This window comes from Pseudomonas sp. SMV7 (genome assembly GCF_052041995.1).
Classification (GTDB): Bacteria; Pseudomonadota; Gammaproteobacteria; order Pseudomonadales; family Pseudomonadaceae; genus Aquipseudomonas.
Window position 1 is genome coordinate 1 of the sequence record NZ_JBKGGT010000025.1, and the last position, 15,978, is coordinate 15,978.

The 15,978-nt window shown below is 62.2% G+C and carries 13 protein-coding genes; 2 read left to right on the forward strand and 11 right to left on the reverse strand.

Annotated elements, in window-relative coordinates; genetic code table 11:
• Positions 1–39 precede the first annotated feature (39 nt).
• The 9 genes from gcvP to ACLEJP_RS22990 form a co-directional block, all read right to left on the reverse strand.
• The gene (gene gcvP, locus ACLEJP_RS22950; RefSeq protein ID WP_440810210.1) at positions 40–2,895 is read right to left on the reverse strand and encodes an aminomethyl-transferring glycine dehydrogenase; all 2,856 of its coding nucleotides are present in this window, start codon (positions 2,893–2,895) and stop codon (positions 40–42) included.
• An 11-nt stretch (positions 2,896–2,906) separates the two neighbouring features.
• Positions 2,907–3,290: a glycine cleavage system protein GcvH gene (gcvH, locus tag ACLEJP_RS22955; RefSeq protein ID WP_440810212.1), complete on the reverse strand. Its 384-nt coding sequence runs from the start codon at positions 3,288–3,290 to the stop codon at positions 2,907–2,909.
• A gap of 264 nt (positions 3,291–3,554) precedes the next feature.
• Positions 3,555–4,628, reverse strand: coding sequence for an SGNH/GDSL hydrolase family protein (locus tag ACLEJP_RS22960; RefSeq protein WP_440810214.1), 1,074 nt, complete (start codon positions 4,626–4,628; stop codon positions 3,555–3,557).
• A gap of 255 nt (positions 4,629–4,883) precedes the next feature.
• Complete coding sequence (gene rfbA / locus ACLEJP_RS22965) at positions 4,884–5,798, reverse strand: glucose-1-phosphate thymidylyltransferase RfbA (protein WP_440810217.1); 915 nt, start codon at positions 5,796–5,798, stop codon at positions 4,884–4,886.
• Between the two features lie 38 nt (positions 5,799–5,836).
• Positions 5,837–6,901 carry a dTDP-glucose 4,6-dehydratase gene (gene rfbB, locus ACLEJP_RS22970; RefSeq protein WP_440810218.1) on the reverse strand — a complete coding sequence of 355 codons (1,065 nt, stop codon included), beginning with the start codon at positions 6,899–6,901 and terminating at the stop codon, positions 5,837–5,839.
• A 42-nt stretch (positions 6,902–6,943) separates the two neighbouring features.
• Positions 6,944–9,076 (reverse strand): prenyltransferase/squalene oxidase repeat-containing protein, encoded by a 2,133-nt coding sequence (locus ACLEJP_RS22975; protein ID WP_440810221.1) that lies wholly within the window; start codon positions 9,074–9,076, stop codon positions 6,944–6,946.
• Between the two features lie 77 nt (positions 9,077–9,153).
• The gene (locus ACLEJP_RS22980; protein WP_440810224.1) at positions 9,154–10,368 is read right to left on the reverse strand and encodes a hypothetical protein; all 1,215 of its coding nucleotides are present in this window, start codon (positions 10,366–10,368) and stop codon (positions 9,154–9,156) included.
• Positions 10,365–11,336, reverse strand: a complete 972-nt coding sequence (locus tag ACLEJP_RS22985) for a DapH/DapD/GlmU-related protein (RefSeq protein ID WP_440810227.1) — start codon at positions 11,334–11,336, stop codon at positions 10,365–10,367. Before ACLEJP_RS22985 ends, ACLEJP_RS22980 begins: the two co-directional genes overlap by 4 nt.
• A 395-nt stretch (positions 11,337–11,731) precedes the next feature.
• Complete coding sequence (locus ACLEJP_RS22990) at positions 11,732–12,343, reverse strand: TetR/AcrR family transcriptional regulator (RefSeq protein ID WP_440810228.1); 612 nt, start codon at positions 12,341–12,343, stop codon at positions 11,732–11,734.
• Positions 12,344–12,679: 336 nt separating this feature from the next.
• On the opposite strand from ACLEJP_RS22990, the gene ACLEJP_RS22995 reads away from it, so the two are divergent.
• Both ACLEJP_RS22995 and ACLEJP_RS23000 read left to right on the forward strand, forming a co-directional pair.
• On the forward strand, positions 12,680–13,147 hold the full coding sequence (locus ACLEJP_RS22995) for a flavin reductase (RefSeq protein ID WP_440810231.1): 468 nt from the start codon (positions 12,680–12,682) through the stop codon (positions 13,145–13,147).
• Between the two features lie 20 nt (positions 13,148–13,167).
• Positions 13,168–13,725, forward strand: coding sequence for a chorismate--pyruvate lyase family protein (locus tag ACLEJP_RS23000; RefSeq protein WP_440810233.1), 558 nt, complete (start codon positions 13,168–13,170; stop codon positions 13,723–13,725).
• A 38-nt stretch (positions 13,726–13,763) separates the two neighbouring features.
• On the opposite strand, the gene ACLEJP_RS23005 is transcribed toward ACLEJP_RS23000, so the two are convergent.
• Together ACLEJP_RS23005 and ACLEJP_RS23010 are read right to left on the reverse strand one after the other, a co-directional pair.
• The gene (locus tag ACLEJP_RS23005) at positions 13,764–14,123 is read right to left on the reverse strand and encodes an ArsR/SmtB family transcription factor (RefSeq protein WP_289134023.1); all 360 of its coding nucleotides are present in this window, start codon (positions 14,121–14,123) and stop codon (positions 13,764–13,766) included.
• A 413-nt stretch (positions 14,124–14,536) separates the two neighbouring features.
• The gene (locus ACLEJP_RS23010; RefSeq protein ID WP_440810235.1) at positions 14,537–15,976 is read right to left on the reverse strand and encodes an efflux transporter outer membrane subunit; all 1,440 of its coding nucleotides are present in this window, start codon (positions 15,974–15,976) and stop codon (positions 14,537–14,539) included.
• Positions 15,977–15,978 lie beyond the last annotated feature (2 nt).

A 15,978-nucleotide genomic window follows, 5' to 3' on the forward strand; every position in this document is an offset into this window, starting at 1 on the left:
GAGGCCCACACCTCAAGCAAGGTAGCGGGCCGGGGGCTATCAGGCGTCCTGATAGCTCTCGATCGACGGGCAGGCGCAGACCAGGTTGCGGTCGCCGAACACGTTGTCGACCCGGCCGACCGGCGGCCAGTACTTGCCTTCCACCAGGCTCGGCAGCGGGTACACCGCCTGCTCGCGGCTGTAGCCGTGGGCCCATTCGCCAACCAGCTCGGCCGCCGTGTGCGGCGCGTTCTTCAGCGGGTTGTCGTCCTTGTCCAGGCTACCGTTCTCGACCGCGCGGATTTCTTCGCGGATCTGGATCATCGCGTCGCAGAAGCGGTCCAGTTCTTCCTTGGACTCGCTTTCGGTCGGTTCGATCATCAACGTACCGGCCACCGGGAAGGACATGGTCGGGGCGTGGAAGCCGAAGTCGATCAGGCGCTTGGCCACATCGTCGACGCTGATGCCGCTGGTGTCCTTCAGCGGGCGCAGGTCGAGGATGCACTCGTGAGCCACCAGGCCGTTGCCGCCGGTGTACAGAACAGGATAGTGCTCTTCCAGGCGGCGAGCGATGTAGTTGGCGTTGAGGATCGCCATCTGCGAGGCACGCTTGAGGCCAGCACCGCCCATCATGCGGATGTACATCCAGGTGATCGGCAGGATGCTGGCGCTGCCGAACGGTGCGGCACAAACCGCGCCCTCGGTGTTTTCCAGCTGCGCGTGGCCGGGCAGGAACGGTGCCAGGTGCGACTTGACGCCGATCGGGCCGACACCTGGGCCACCGCCACCGTGCGGGATGCAGAAGGTCTTGTGCAGGTTCAGGTGGGACACGTCGCCGCCGAACTTGCCCGGCGCGCACAGGCCGACCATGGCGTTCATGTTGGCACCGTCGATGTACACCTGGCCGCCGTTGTCGTGGATGATCGCGCAGATTTCGCCGATCGCCTCCTCGAACACGCCGTGGGTCGACGGGTAGGTGATCATGATCGCGGCCAGGCGCTCGCGGTGTTCGATGGCCTTGGCGCGCAGGTCCTCGACATCGACGTTGCCGCGGGCGTCACAGGCGGTGACCACCACGCGCATACCGGCCATGTGCGCAGTGGCCGGGTTGGTGCCGTGGGCCGACGACGGAATCAGGCAGATGTCGCGGTGGCCTTCGCCACGGCTGCGGTGGTAGGCGCGGATGGCCAAAAGGCCTGCATACTCGCCCTGGGAGCCGGCGTTGGGTTGCAGCGACACGGCGTCATAACCGGTGGCGGCGCACAGCATGGCCTCCAGTTCGCTGGTCATCTGCAGGTAGCCCTGGCTCTGCTCGGCCGGGGCGAACGGGTGCAGGTTGCCGAACTCGGCCCAGGTGACCGGGATCATTTCGCTGGCGGCGTTGAGTTTCATGGTGCACGAGCCCAGCGGGATCATGCTGCGGTCCAGCGCCAGGTCCTTGTCGGCCAGGCGGCGCAGGTAGCGCATCAGCTCGGTTTCGCTGTGGTAGCGGTTGAACACCGGGTGCTGGAGGATGGCCGACTGACGCAGCAGCGCCGCAGGCAGCAGCGAGCCGGTGCTGCTGGCCAGGGCGTTGAAGTCTGGCTGCGCCTGGTCGCCACCGAGCAACTGCCACAGGGCCTCGACATCGGCCTGGCTGCTGGTTTCGTCAAGCGACAGGCCGAGGTGCTCGGCGTCGATCTGGCGCAGGTTGATGCCTTGGGCGCGGGCCTGTTCATGCAGGCGGGCGGTGGCGTTGCCGGTGGCCAGGGTCAGGGTATCGAAGGCGCTGCTGCCGACTACCTGAAGGCCTAGTGCCTTCAGGCCGGCGGCGAGGATTGCGGTCAGCGCATGGGTGCGTTCGGCGATGCGCTTGAGGCCGGCCGGGCCGTGGTACACGGCGAACATACTGGCGATGTTGGCCAGCAGCACCTGGGCGGTGCAGATGTTGCTGGTGGCCTTCTCGCGGCGGATATGCTGCTCGCGGGTCTGCATGGCCAGGCGCAGGGCGGTCTTGCCGAAGCGGTCGATCGACACGCCGACCAGGCGGCCCGGCATGTCGCGCTTGAACGCATCGCGGGTGGCGAAGTAGGCCGCATGCGGCCCGCCGAAGCCCAGTGGCACGCCGAAGCGCTGGGCGCTGCCGATGGCCACGTCGGCGTCGAACTCGCCCGGCGGGGTCAGCAGGGTCAGGGCCAGCAGGTCGGCGGCCACGGCGACCAGGGCATTGGCCGCGTGGAAGCGCTGCACCACGTCGCGGTAGTCGAATACTTCACCCTTGCTGGCCGGGTATTGCAGCAGGGCACCGAAGAACGCGCTGACATCACCCAGCTCGCGCTCGTCGCCGACCACGATCTCGATACCCAGCGGCTCGGCACGGGTGCGCAGCACGTCGAGGGTCTGCGGGTGGCAGTGCACCGAGGCGAAGAAGGCATGGCTGGCCTTGTTCTTCGACAGGCGCTTGCAGAAGGTCATGGCCTCGGCCGCGGCGGTGGCTTCGTCGAGCAGCGAGGCGTTGGCGATCGGCAGGCCGGTCAGGTCGCTGATCAGGGTCTGGAAGTTCAGCAGCGCTTCCAGGCGGCCCTGGGAGATTTCTGGCTGGTAGGGGGTGTAGGCAGTGTACCAGGCCGGGTTTTCCAGCAGGTTGCGCAGGATCGGCGCCGGCGTGTGGGTGTTGTAGTAGCCCTGGCCGATGTAGCTCTTGAACAGCTGGTTCTTGCCGGCGATGGCCTTGAGCGCGGCAAGCGCGTCGGCTTCGCTCTGGCCGTCGTGCGCGCCCAGCACGCTGGTGCCCTTGATGCTGTCGGGGATGACCGCGGCGGTCATGGCGTCCAGCGAGTCAAAGCCGAGAGCGGCCAGCATGGCCTGCTCGTCAGCGGTGCGCGGGCCGATGTGGCGGGCGATGAATTCGTTGGCGGTGCCGAGGTTGATGGTCATGGCGGGGTTCCTCAGGCGTCGTCGTTGGCTTTGATCAGGCGGTCGTAGGCGTCCCGGTCGAGCAGGGCGGCTACGGCGCTGGCATCGGCGGGAATGAAGCGGAAGAACCAGCCTTCACCCAGCGGGTCTTCGTTGACCAGTTCCGGGCTGTCTTCGAGCTGGTCGTTGACCTGCACCACCTCGCCGGTCAGCGGCATGTACACGCCGCTGGCGGCCTTGACCGACTCGACGGTGGACGCTTCGCTGCCTTTCTCATACTGCTGCAACTCTGGCAGTTGCACGAAAACCACGTCGCCAAGGGCGTTCTGGGCGTAGGCGGTAATGCCCACGGTAACGCTGCCATCGGCTTCGACGCGCAGCCATTCGTGGTCTTCAGTGAAACGCAACTCGCTCATGGGGAATCCTCGGGAAGCAGGGGCGTTGGGCGCGGTGGCTCCGCGCTCTTGGGTTAGGATTCCCATAGCAATAATGCGGCCAATGTTGAAAATTGGTTTTTAATCAATGAGTTAGGTGATCATTGAAGGCGATGCGACACTTGCGTGGAATGAAAACGCTACAGCAGGTGTCGGAAGTAAAAGGGTTTGAGGATCAAACCCTTGCACAGCCGCACCTCGACTACAGGTGTATCGATATAAGTACACTGTAGTGAAACCGATACATCATGGCCTACGCGTGACCAGGTCCTGCAGTGCTGGCTGCTCCAGCAGCCACTGCACAATGGCCTTGCTTCCTTCTGCACCCGGATGCAGATGGTCGCCCGAGTCGTAGCTGCCGAGCAGCCGCCCTGGGTGCTGCGGATCACGTACAAGCGCATCGATATCGAGCACGGCGTCAAACCCGCTTTCTTCGCGGATCCAGCGATTCAGACGCTGGCGCAGGCATTCCTTCTCTGGTTGATGGAACGCAGCGAATGGCGTGCCGGCGAACGCGCCTTCGAACGGGCTCAGGGTCATGCCGAGCAGGCGGATTCCCCGTGCATGGGCCGCCTCGATCAGCCAGGTGTAGGCGTCGATCAGGGCTTCGTAGCCTGGCAGGCAAGATCCTGGGTCCACCACCGAGTCTGCCCAGCCCAGGTCATTCAAACCCACCTGAACGACCGCCAGTGCAACCCCGGGCTGGCGCAGCACATCGCGCTCGAAACGGCCCAGTACACTGATGCCGAGCCGGTCGCGCAGAAGCCGTCCCCCGGATTGCCCGGCATTGATCAAGGCCACCCCATGCGGGGCCAGGTGTCTGGCCAACAGATCGCTCCAGCACCCATGCGTGTTCTTTTCCAGGCCATGGCCATTTACCAGCGAATCACCGATCACTGCCAACGCCATGCCTTCACTCTGGACCTCGACGGCATGGACCAGTATTCGCACATTCAAGGGCTGGGCATCGGGCAGGGCGAAGTCATTGCCGGTACGATCGCCAGGTTCGATGCTGCCCGTTTGACGGGGGTCCCAGTGAAATGTCCTGACTGGGGTGGCTGCTGGCAGATGGACCGTGACCATCAGGTCGGCAAGGTCGGGGATCGCCAGCTCGAGTGGGTCACTGTGCAGGCGCTGGCCAGCGGCCAGGGTTGTCGATGATTGCCCGCAAAATGTGATGTCGCCCCAGGCGCCGGGACGCCCGTGTGCCTGCAGCGACAACCGGCAGCGCCCGAGCACCAGCGGGCTGTCGCCATACTCATTGGAGAACACCAGGCGTACGGCTTTGCCACCCCGGCTGATGCGCATGGGCTGGCGCACGGTACACTGGCCGGCCAGTTGCGGGAGCTGGGTTGGAAACGGTAATTCGGCCCCCCAGGCAGGTTGGGCCGGGGCCGTCCAGGTAGACAGCCAGGAATCAGCGCCCACGCTTGCGCGTGGGTCAGTCACAACAGAGGCAGACACAGAAGAAAATCCCTTTCGCAAAAGCTGGCACTCCGGCCAACGGTGCCGTATGCAACCGTGGCCAGAGGCTAATGCAGGTGTAGTCAAAATGCTACTATCCGGCGTGAAAGATCACGCGATCAACGCTGTCACCACGCCTGGGTCGGCAGCAACGGCGATGGATGCCAGGTATTGCCCATAGCTGGTCTTTTTCAGTGCCGCGGCGCGTGCCAGCAGTTGAGCCTGATTGATCCAGCCGTTCTGGAACGCAATCTCCTCCAGGCAGGCCACTTTGAGCCCCTGGCGGCTTTCGATAGCCTGGACGAAGTTGCCGGCCTCGAGCAACGACTCATGGGTACCCGTGTCGAGCCATGCGAAGCCACGGCCAAGTACATTGACGTTCAGCGTGCCCTGTTCCAGGTAGGCATTGTTGATGTCGGTGATTTCAAGTTCGCCACGAGCCGACGGTTTCACCTGCGCTGCGATCTCCAGGACCTTGTTGTCGTAGAAGTACAGGCCGGTCACCGCGTAGTTAGACTTCGGTACCCGGGGCTTCTCCTCGATGCTGATGGCCTTGCCGTTCTTGTCGAACTCGACGACACCGAAGTGTTGCGGCTCGGCCACGTAATAACCGAACACGGTCGCGCCATGCTCGCGGCTGGCCGCCTGACGCAAGGTGCTACCGAACTGGCTGCCATAGAATATGTTGTCGCCCAGCACCAGGCACACGTTGTCGTCGCCGACGAACTCCTTGCCAATGATGAACGCCTGGGCCAGCCCGTCTGGTGTAGGTTGCTCGGCATAACTGATCTTCACGCCGAACTGGCTACCATCGCCCAGCATGCGCTGGAAGCCCGGCAAGTCGTTGGGTGTGGAGATCACCAGTATCTCGTTGATGCCGGCGAGCATCAGGACGGACAGTGGGTAGTAGATCATCGGCTTGTCATAGATCGGCAAGGATTGCTTGGACACTCCCAGGGTTATCGGATGCAAGCGTGTGCCCGATCCACCGGCCAGCAGGATGCCTTTGTACTTGGTCTGGTTCATGAAACAGCTCCCTTGAAACATGAGTGAGATGTGAAGAATCAGGCAGCGCTTCCGAGGCGCTCCAGGCGGTAGGCGCCATTGAGCACCCGTTGCCACCAGCCGCGGTTTTCCAGGTACCACTGGACGGTTTTGCGCAGACCGGTCTCGAAGGTTTCCTGTGGCACCCAACCCAGCTCGTCGGCGATCTTGCCGGCGTCGATTGCATAGCGCTGGTCGTGCCCCGGGCGGTCGCTGACAAACTCGATCAGGTCGCTGTAGGCTTCTACGCCCTCCGGCTTGTCGGGGTGCAGCTCTTCCAGCAGGGCGCAGATGCCCAGTACTACATCCAGGTTGCGTCGCTCGTTATGGCCGCCGATGTTGTAGGTCTGGCCGACCACGCCGCGGGTCAGGACGGTATACAAGGCCCGGGCGTGGTCCTCGACGTGCAACCAGTCGCGAACCTGCGCGCCGTTGCCGTATACCGGCAGCGGTTTGCCGTGCAGGGCGTTGAGAATGATGTGCGGGATCAGCTTCTCGGGAAAATGGCAGGGGCCGTAGTTGTTCGAGCAATTGGTCACCAGCACCGGCAAACCGTAAGTGCGTCCCCAGGCGCGGACCAGGTGGTCGCTGCCAGCCTTGCTCGCCGAGTAGGGCGAGCTGGGCGCGTAGGGGGTGTCCTCGGTGAAATAGTCGTCGGTGCCTTCCAGGTCACCAAACACCTCGTCGGTGGAGATGTGGTGGAAGCGGAACGCCAGGCGGGCGTCGGGCTCCAGGCCGTTCCAATAGGCCCGCGTGACTTCCAGCAATGTGGCGGTTCCAAGCACGTTGGTCCGCACGAACGCTTCGGGCCCCTCGATGGAGCGGTCGACATGCGACTCTGCTGCCAGGTGCATCACAGCCTGGGGCTGGAATTCATTGAAAATCCGCTGCAGCTGGGCTTTGTCGCAGATGTCGGCCTGGTAGAAGCGATAGCGCTCGGAGGTGGCAATACTGGACAACGACTCAAGGTTGCCGGCATAGGTCAGCGCATCGACGTTGGCCACATGGCAATCGGTATGTTCGATCAGGTGACGAACCACGGCGGAGCCGATGAAGCCCGCGCCGCCAGTAATCAAGATGTTCACGCAAGCACTCCTGTAATGATTGTTACGAATCCGTTCGCAGGCTCAGTTGACCAGCGCAACCCAGTACTTGCTGAGCGCTCCCTGGAGAATCAGCAGCGACTGGATGCAGGTGAAGCTCTCATCGGTGGTGGCCGAAGTCGTGTTCAGCGGCCCGAATCCGCCATCTTCCTTCTGATGCCGTGCGATCCAGGTCTCGATGCCCTGCAGGTCCCTTGGGCGCGCATCGAGCAGGTACAAGGCGGCAATCGCCATGTAGCTGCCGACCAGGCTGACAGCCTTGCCCGGGCGGTAGAGGAAGGCCCCATGCGGTTGTTGCAGCCCCTGCAGCCAGGCCACGGTGCTGCTGGCGTCGACCAGTTCGTGATCCAGGGCGTGCAGCAAGGACAGGGCACGATAGGTGGAGAATGTGTCCGGCGGGTTGCCTGGCCGGTTGGCGAAGCCACCGTCGCTGTGGCGGCAAGCGAGAATGAAGCCCAGCAGCGCTTGCGGCCTGGTCGCTTCCGCGCCCAGGACATGCAGCGACAGGGCAGCCAGGTTGCTGTGCCAGATATCCGACTGGTAGCCCGGTACATTGCCGAAGCCGCCATCGTCCTGCTGGCAGCGCTGCAGGTAGGCCACGCAGGCTGGCTTCGACAGCGGCTCGCTGCCCAACAGGCGCAGGGAAATCACCGCGCAATAGGTGGCGAACACATCACTGAGCTGACCGGGTTGTTCGGCGAAACCACCGTCTGCGTTCTGCGATGCCTGGATGCAAGCGATCAGGCTGGCCTTGTCGTCGATGTCCGCTTTCAGTGCGTACAAGTCGGAAATCACGTGCAAGGCGGAGAAGACCTGCCAGCAACGGTCAGCACGGAAGCCCTGCGGCGCCATCTCTGCGGTCAGTCCGTACGGAACCGCCAGTGACGCTCGCGCTTGGCGCAGCCATTCGAAGTAAGCCGGCAAGTTCACCTTCAGCTCCGGCAATGGGCCAAGATGCGGCTGCTCCAGTCGGCTGCGGTTGTTCACCCTGCGCAGGGTGCCGAGGTCCACTTCCTGCGGCGCGGCTGCCGGCGGCAGATTCGCAGCATGCCTGTGCAGTGCGCCAAGGCAGGCCAGTTGCCCCTCCAGGCTCTTGATATGCAGTGGCAGATACGAAAGGTTGCCGATGTGGAACACACCCAGCTGGCGGGGTGGTGCCCAGAACTGGCGAATGAACGGTACGGTCGGATCGACCGGCGTCGACCAGAAATACCCTTTTCCGAGGAAGAAGCCACCGTGGCGGCTGTCATGGAAATCCGCCATCGCCTTGAGCAATTGCTCGCGCCGTTGCTGGCTTTCACGCGGCTTCGCCAGTTCCAAGGCCTCGAGCAGCAACGCCACATCCAGGCTGGTCTTGATCGGGAACGGTGACTCGTTGCGCTTGAATGAAGTCAGCCAGTCAGCGCCGACGCGCTGGTCGTAGCGGATACGGTCCCAGTAACCGCCATAGGTGTCGTCGTGCAGACGCTCCAAGGTGTCGTCGAGCAGCAGGCAGGCCAGTTGCAGCATTTCCTGATGGCTGTTGCCCCGGGCCCAGCGTGCCAGTGCCGAGGCGGCTCGGGCGCGGCTGGCCGTCTGGCGCAGGGTGCCTGCCCCCAGGCCCTTGAGCTCGGCACGCACTTCGTCTTCAAGCTTCCAGACATGCTGCTGCAAGTGTGCGGGCAGAGGGTCTTCGGTTTTGCAGATGCACAGGCTGCACAGCAGGTTCACTGCGGCAATGTCCAGGTCGATCGGCATGTGGCTATCGATCACTGTCGCCCAGTCGCTGGCCAGGACACCACCGAGCAGATGGCTGTCGTACACCTGCTGCAAGCGCTGCAGAATTCCTTCGCTGACCTGCTGCAGCTGTGCGCTGTCATGTCGCTGGCGGCGGAACTCCAGCAGTGCCCGCAAGGCGTCGAACTGCAAGGCCAGGGTCCTGCACCGCCCGGAGCCGTGGGCGTTCCATTGCCGGTCGCTGAGCTCGGTAAACCCCTGGTGCTCGGCATCGTGCAGTTCGAGCAACCCGGCCAGCGCGAACTCGGCCTGCCAGGTATCGCCGTGCTGAGCGAAGAACAGGGTGGCAGCCACCTGGTCCTCCAGGCGTTTGTCACTGCTGATACGCAATGCGCCGGTCGCATCTGTGATGGCGAGAAAGCCACCTGCTTCCTTATCCATCAAGGCTTCAGCCAAGAAGGCAGATGAGGTGCTGTGCATGGGCACCCTCCTTTGAAAAATGCTGTGGATGTTTCCGCTTAGTGCGTCAGGCTGAGGATGCGGCTGGCGGCCCGCTGCGCGCCAAGCCCGTCAGGGGCGGCAACGCGCTGGTGAGCGCCGAAATAGCTGGGGGCGTCAGTGTCCTTGTCCAGTTCGGCATCGATCAGCCCGGCAATGGCTGTGGCCTCGCAACCGAGATAGGTCGGGAAGCCGAGGCGTGCCAGGCGGTCGAGGGCTTCGGCCTCGTGGTACTCGGATTTCGACGGCAGCACGAACAGGGTCGGAATGTGCAGTGCAGCGATTTCGGTGACCGTGATCCAGCCTGGCGCCGATACCAGCAGGCTGGCCTCACGCAGCAAGCCCATCCAGTCGGGGTAGTAAGGCACGCTGACGAGGCCCTCCCGCGGGGCGATGTCCTGGCGGCCCAACAGCACCATCTTCAGCTCGGGGCGCACGCTGCGCAGCTGTTCGAATGCTTCCAGGTAGGCGTTGAGCAGGTTCTGCTTGCTCTCGGCGAACATGGTGGTGCCGCTGATGGACGCGACGATGAACGGCCCGTCGCCCAGGCCGAGGTCGGCCCGCACAGTGGAGGCGTTGGTCTGGGTGAAATCACGAATCATCGGGCCGACAAAGTGCGCCTTGCCATCCATCAGCGCGCTGGCCACCGGTGTACCGTCATCCATTTCAGGAATGTACGGTTTGTCGGTGAGCACCAGCTGGCTCTGCTCGATCATCCATGAAAACTGCTTGTGCAAGGCCGTGCGTGCACGCTTGAGATCTTCGGCATTGAGCTCGAAGCCGCCTTCGCTGAGGTCCTGGTCGGTCAGTTGGCACAGGGTGAAGTCGTACCGCTCAGTGACGAACACAAAGGGCGTGCGACTGAAGATGGCCGCCAGGCAGGCCGCCATGTTGAAGTCGGAGATGACGACCCGAGGCTTGTGTTCTTCGATGATCGCCAGGTATGCCAGCATGCGTTCACTGGACAGGAAGGTGTTGGAAATGTAACCGGCGATGTAGCTACCCCAGTCGAGCTGACGCGACAGATTGCTCTTTTTCGAATAGTCCATCAGTTGTCCGGCAACATCGATCACGTCAATGCCGGAGCTTTCGAACATCGGCGTGAACACATCCTGCAACGAGGCCAGGGCGACCTTCATTTCGAGGTCCGGGTTGTAATTGCGCAGGGCCCGTCCAATCGACAGCACGCGCATGTTATGACCAGAACCGGTAGGGGCGGGGGCGAACAGGATCATGCGACTTCCTCTTTGAGTTGAATGACGCCTTTAACGACAGAATTTGCGGGTACATCGCGGATGACGACGGCGTAGGGTTCCACCCTCACGCCATCGCCGAGGGAAACGGGACCGACGATCAGAGCGCCGGTGCCGATGTCGCAACGCTTGCCGATACGGATCGGCGCGGCCTGCCAGGGCAGCGACCGAAACCGATGATCATGGGATGAGGAAACCAGGGTGACGTGATCGCCGAGCCGGCTTTCGTCGCCAATGCTGACACCGCCGGCACCTTCGATGACCACCCCGCGCCCGAGCACTGTCCGCTGGCCAAGCGTGATGCCACCGAACTCGTGTATGCCTCCATGGCGGCTGCTGCGGCCGATCAATATGCAGTCCATGCCAACCTGTACCGCAGGGCCACCGGAAAGCTCGGCGTCGATCAGCGAGTGCTCGCCGAAATGCCAGCCATCAAGTTGCGGATTGAGCTGGTGGATACGGTTCAGCGTGCAGGATTCGGGATCGAGAAAAGAAGGCAACCCGTCACGCTGGCGCTTCAGCACTTTCTGCAGGACGGGAGCGGGGTCTGGCCAGCCATCTTCATTTACCTGCCGGCGGGCGATGACCCGGGCGGGCCGGCCAACGACGATGCAGTCCTGCTCGACGTGTTCGGTGACCAGCGCCCCTGCGGCTACCACAGCACCGGCGCCAATGCGAACGCCTGGTGCAAGCGTTGCCCGGGCGCCGATCCAGGCCCCTTGACCAATATGGATCGGGTGTTCGCAGCTACCCCGTGCAATGACCCCTGTGGCCAGCATGCCGCGATCAGCCACGTCCAGGTGTTGGAGCTGGCAGTTGAAGCCGATGAAGCAGCCTTGCCCGAGTACCACGGTTTGCAGCCGGTTGCCGGCGCGGACCCAGGTTGCATCGCCAATGCTGCTATCGGGTGAGACAAGCGTCCCTGTTTCGACAAGCCATGTCGTCTGCATCACACACTCCTTGCGTGTACAGCTTCAGCACCCGCCACTACCGGGGCGAGAGCGTACGTCTGTGTCCTATTGCTGCTTCCTGTCAGCGGGCATCCTGAAAGCGCGGGTGAACAAGCAACCGCTGAACAGAATTAATGTACTAGTCATTTCGTACTGTTCGCACATCCTAGTACAGACATATTGGCTAAGCAATACGTTTTCTGTGTTGCCTGTTAAAAAAATTGCCGGCAAGAAATGGGCAGTAAAAAGGTTTCAAAATTGTTAAAAAATGCAGGATTTTTATGGCAACCGGTATGGGTAGGCGCAGGCGCGCCAGGATGAGGCCGGCCACGTGGGGTGGCCGGTATCAAAGAAAATATACGGGAAATGATGGCCAATTGCTGGCCTGGCAGGCGTCAGTATGCGGTCGGATACGGGACGATCTTGTCCCAGGTGCCCATCGCATGACTCGCCACTTTTTCCAGGGTGTCGCGTGGCGAACCGTCGCGCGCCACCATTGCCATGCCGCGCTGGACGATGCCGTAGTAGTGGGCCACGCTGTCGCAATCGACATGTGGGCCGATCTCGCGACTGGCCTGGCCAAGGCGCAAGCGGTTCTTGAGCATTTCGAACGGCTTGCAGCGCAGCACTTTCAGCCCCACCCGAAGATTGGGCAACGGCGACTTCAAGTCAGTCTGGGTAACGAAGCAACCATGGGGGCGATCTTCCCGGGTCAGGATTCTCGCCGTTGCCAGAAGGACGGCCTGGATCGAATCTTGCGCCCGTTCATGCTTGTACAGCTCGCTCCAGATTTCCTCGCCAACCGTCGACCAGTAGAGCTCCAGGGCTTCGAGAAACAGGTCCTCCTTGGAGCCGAAGGCGGCGTAGAGACTGGGAGACTTGATCTTCATGGCGGTCATCAGCTCGTTCAGCGATGTCCCGTCGTATCCTTTGTCCCAGAACAACAACATGGCCTGGACCAGCGCCTGATGACGATCAAACTCCCGAGGTCTTCCTCGACCACTCATATCTACCTCTCCATTCTCACCGCGGATGGGGGCCGTAACCCGAGCGGTTGCGCGCCCTGTTCCGTCATGTCCATTCAAGTAAACCTGGAGCCGGCAAACCTTGTAGCGCGCGGGCTGGCCAGGCATTAACTGAACTGCAACACAAAAAGACTTGAATTGTACTAATACATCCGTACAATCAATGATACGCGCCAGCCTCCAGGGTTCGTCAACCCTGGCTTACAAACTGTCGGAAATGGCGCACATTCATGATTGCCAAAGGTTTTTTCGCACGGATAGCTACCCACCAAACACTGGAGCGTATCAACAATGGATGTTGCCACTTACAGAAATGCCATGGCGCGACTCGGCGGCGCCGTATCGATCATCAGCACGGACGGCCCTGGTGGCCGACACGGTTTCACCGCCTCGGCAGTCTGCAGTGTCACCGATACCCCGCCCATGCTTCTGGTATGCATGAACAAGCAGTCTCGCCAGCGCAGCCGTTTCGAAGAGAACGGTGTGCTGTGCGTAAACGTTCTGCGTGGCGATCAGCAACGCCTGTCGAGTGTGTTCGCCGACCGCAACCTCGACATGGAGCAGCGGTTTTTCGCCACTCGCTGGACTACTGGCGCCAGCGGCGCACCGCGGATGGACGAGGCGCTGGTGTGTTTCGATTGCCGGATCAGCGAAATTCACAGTGTCGGTAGCCACAGCGTCTTCTACTGCGAGGTCCTGGACATCGCCAGTGCCCCGCATCCGGAAGGCCTGATCTATTTTGATCGCGCTTATCACCGGGTTGCCGTGGCCCAGCCCACCGCTTGAGTTGATCGGGAGCACGCGTTATGGACGACCTCTGGACTTCGAGGCCGCTACCTGGCCTTTCCGACGACCAACGGCACTGGCTATCGGCACCGGGCTCCCTGACCTTGCGCCTGAAAGCGCTGGGGCAGTTCAGCCTGGACCTGGTCGGGCAATCGGTAGCTAGTGCAGAACCGGGTGAAGCATGTGCCTTGGGCATTGCCCAGGGGCAGGCGGTATGGCTCCGCGAAGTAGCGTTGCGCGTCGATGGCGAGGTCATGGTGTGCGCACGCAGCCTCACCCCCCTGCAGGCCAGTCAGCCGGCCTGGCCAGAACTGGCCGGCCTGGGTGATCAGCCACTGGGAAGCATGCTGTACAGCTCGCCAGACATCCATCGGGAAGCTTTCGAGTGCCAACGGCCACAAGCCGAGTCGCCGTTGTCGCGCCTGGCCCAGCAGCTTGGCCAGCCCAGCCGTGGCCTGCTGGCTCGCAGGTCACGCTTCATGCGCAATGGCAAGCCGCTGCTGATTGCAGAATGCTTCGTTCCGCACTTCTGGGGCCTTGTGCAACAAGGCAGCGCGCCGTTCAAACTGGCTATCTGAACCGGGCGCGCGCCTTGCGGCGTTGAGCGGGATGCGAATCAGGCTTCTTCCAGGCGCATTTCGTTGTCGCGAATGACTTGCGCGGTATATGGATCATTGGCCACGGCTTCGAGCAGCGAAGTCAGCAGGCCAGGGAAACGCGTTTCCAGGTCATCCCGGCGAATCGACAGCAAGTTCTCCCGGCCATAGGGGCGTTGCCAGATCACACCGCTGTCGCGCAAGACGCGCCAGTGGTGGGTCATGGTCGACTTGGACGCACCCTTGAGAATTTGCCCGCAAGGGTGCTCTTCACCATCGGAAAGAACCTTCAGTACCGTCAGGCGCAACGGATTGCCGAGTGCTGTCAGGACGTTTTCCAAGCGAATCTGTTCAATGCTGGGATGGTTGGCAGTGTACATGCGATTACCTCAATTGATTTACAGGGACCACCTTGGCCTGCGGCACGATTGCCATACGGTCCAGCAACTCCCCTGTAGCGATCAGGCGCGCTTCCATCTCGCGCTCTTGGAAATCAGAATCCGAGCCTGGCAGTACCCAGGAGGATGACAATCTCCCCATTACCCTGGGCCATCAGTCGATGGCTGCTCGCAGCCGGGACATGGATTGTTTGTTAGTACGAGCAGTGTGGAACTATATACCAATTTGCCGGGTTTCGTGAGCCGGATGGAATGAACGTGCCATGAAAATGATAAATGCTCAACGCAGAGGACCTTTCAAAACAACAGGTTGGCGTCCACGCGGGGCAGGTGAGGGCAATTATTTCAAAGTGTGAAGCCGGCACCAGGACTGACCCAGGTGCCGGAAGATGCGTTCACTGAACGTTCGAAGCTACCGGTTGATAACCACCGCCAAGGGCCGTTACCAGCCCTACCGCCGAGTCGATCTGCTTGCTGCTCAGCAAGGCCAGGCGCAGTTCATCCTCGATCAGCTGTTCTTCGATGTTGAGCGAATCGAGAAAGTTGTTCTCGCCGATTTCAAACCGTTCCACGGCCAGGTCGAAGGACGATTGGGCTGTGTCGCGAGCGGTGCGCTGCAGGCCGATCTGCCGGTTGACGGCCTGCAGTTCGGTCACCGAGGTGGCTACCTGGTGCAACGCCGTATTCAAGGTGGCGTTGTAGCTGGCAATTGCCATATCCAGGTCGGCATTGCTCTGCTTGAGGCTGGCCCGCAGGCGGCCGGCGTCGAACAGCGGTACTGTCACGGTCGGCGCGATGTTCCAGAAGCGGCTGACCGTGTCGTTGAAACTGTCGCCGGACAGGGCATGCACACCCCCCGCGGCACGCAGGTTGATGTTGGGGTAGAAGCGGGTCTTGACCGAGGCCACCGTGCGGGTCTGGGCTTCGACACGCCAGCGGGCCGCAACGATATCCGGACGCCGCCCCAGCAGTTCCGCCGGCAGGTTTTCAGGCAGTGCCGCGTCATCGCTTTTCAACGGCTTGGGCCGCACGATATCACGTGCGCTGTCGACCCCTGAGCCGAGCAAGGCCGAAAGCTGCAGGCGGGCAATTTCCATGTTGCTACGGGCACCCAGCAGGCTTGCTTCGGCGCGCGCTACCAGGCCATCGACGCGCTGCAGCTGGGATTTGTTGTCCAGGCCATTGTTGAAGCGATCACTGGTCAGCCCCTGCAGGCGTCGCAGGCGCTTGAGATCACGTTCGCTCAGGTCCACCACATCCCAGGCATAAGCCAACTGGTTGTAGGCTTTGACGACATTGGCTGCCAGCAGCAAACGCGCTGATTGCAGTTCGACTTCCGCAGCCTTGGCCTGGCTGACCGAGGCCTCCCACGCGCTGCGCTTGCCCCCCCACAGGTCGAGGTCGTAGTCGAACGTCACGCCCAGGCTGCGCACCGTGATGTAGCGATTCCCCTGGCCGTCGAAATCTTCGCTGCGCGACAGCCGCGAGCGCGAGACTCCACCCGAGGCGTCGAGCTGCGGGGCTTGGTCCGCGTCGTAATACGCCTGCAAGGCATTGGCCTTGTCAGCCCTGGCCTGCACTTCCTGAAGCCCCGGGTTGTGGTTCCAGGCCTTGGCTACCAGGCCGTCCAGCTGGGCATCACCGTAACGCTGCCACCAGTTGTCAGCCGGCCACGGCGCGGCCGGCAGCCGCGCGTCGGCGAGGGACGCCGAAGGTGCCCCCTCTGGAGTCAGCAAGTGCTGACGATGGTCGATGCCGGCGTAATTCACGCAACCACTCGCGACCATTGCGGCCAGCAGCGGCAGCAGCCGTACATAGCGGGTCTTTTTCAACATGG

Excerpts from the sequence above, each read along its gene's own strand:
- ACLEJP_RS23010 (WP_440810235.1), bottom strand. The coding sequence starts at position 15,976 with ATGTTGAAAAAGACCCGCTATGTACGGCTGCTGCCGCTGCTGGCCGCA.
- gcvH (WP_440810212.1), bottom strand. The coding sequence starts at position 3,290 with ATGAGCGAGTTGCGTTTCACTGAAGACCACGAATGGCTGCGCGTCGAA.
- gcvP (WP_440810210.1), bottom strand. The coding sequence starts at position 2,895 with ATGACCATCAACCTCGGCACCGCCAACGAATTCATCGCCCGCCACATC.
- ACLEJP_RS23005 (WP_289134023.1), bottom strand. The coding sequence starts at position 14,123 with ATGTACACTGCCAACCATCCCAGCATTGAACAGATTCGCTTGGAAAAC.
- ACLEJP_RS22985 (WP_440810227.1), bottom strand. The coding sequence starts at position 11,336 with ATGCAGACGACATGGCTTGTCGAAACAGGGACGCTTGTCTCACCCGAT.
- ACLEJP_RS22995 (WP_440810231.1), top strand. The coding sequence starts at position 12,680 with ATGGCGCGACTCGGCGGCGCCGTATCGATCATCAGCACGGACGGCCCT.
- ACLEJP_RS22980 (WP_440810224.1), bottom strand. The coding sequence starts at position 10,368 with ATGATCCTGTTCGCCCCCGCCCCTACCGGTTCTGGTCATAACATGCGC.
- ACLEJP_RS22975 (WP_440810221.1), bottom strand. The coding sequence starts at position 9,076 with ATGGATAAGGAAGCAGGTGGCTTTCTCGCCATCACAGATGCGACCGGC.
- ACLEJP_RS22990 (WP_440810228.1), bottom strand. The coding sequence starts at position 12,343 with ATGAGTGGTCGAGGAAGACCTCGGGAGTTTGATCGTCATCAGGCGCTG.
- rfbA (WP_440810217.1), bottom strand. The coding sequence starts at position 5,798 with ATGAACCAGACCAAGTACAAAGGCATCCTGCTGGCCGGTGGATCGGGC.
- ACLEJP_RS23000 (WP_440810233.1), top strand. The coding sequence starts at position 13,168 with ATGGACGACCTCTGGACTTCGAGGCCGCTACCTGGCCTTTCCGACGAC.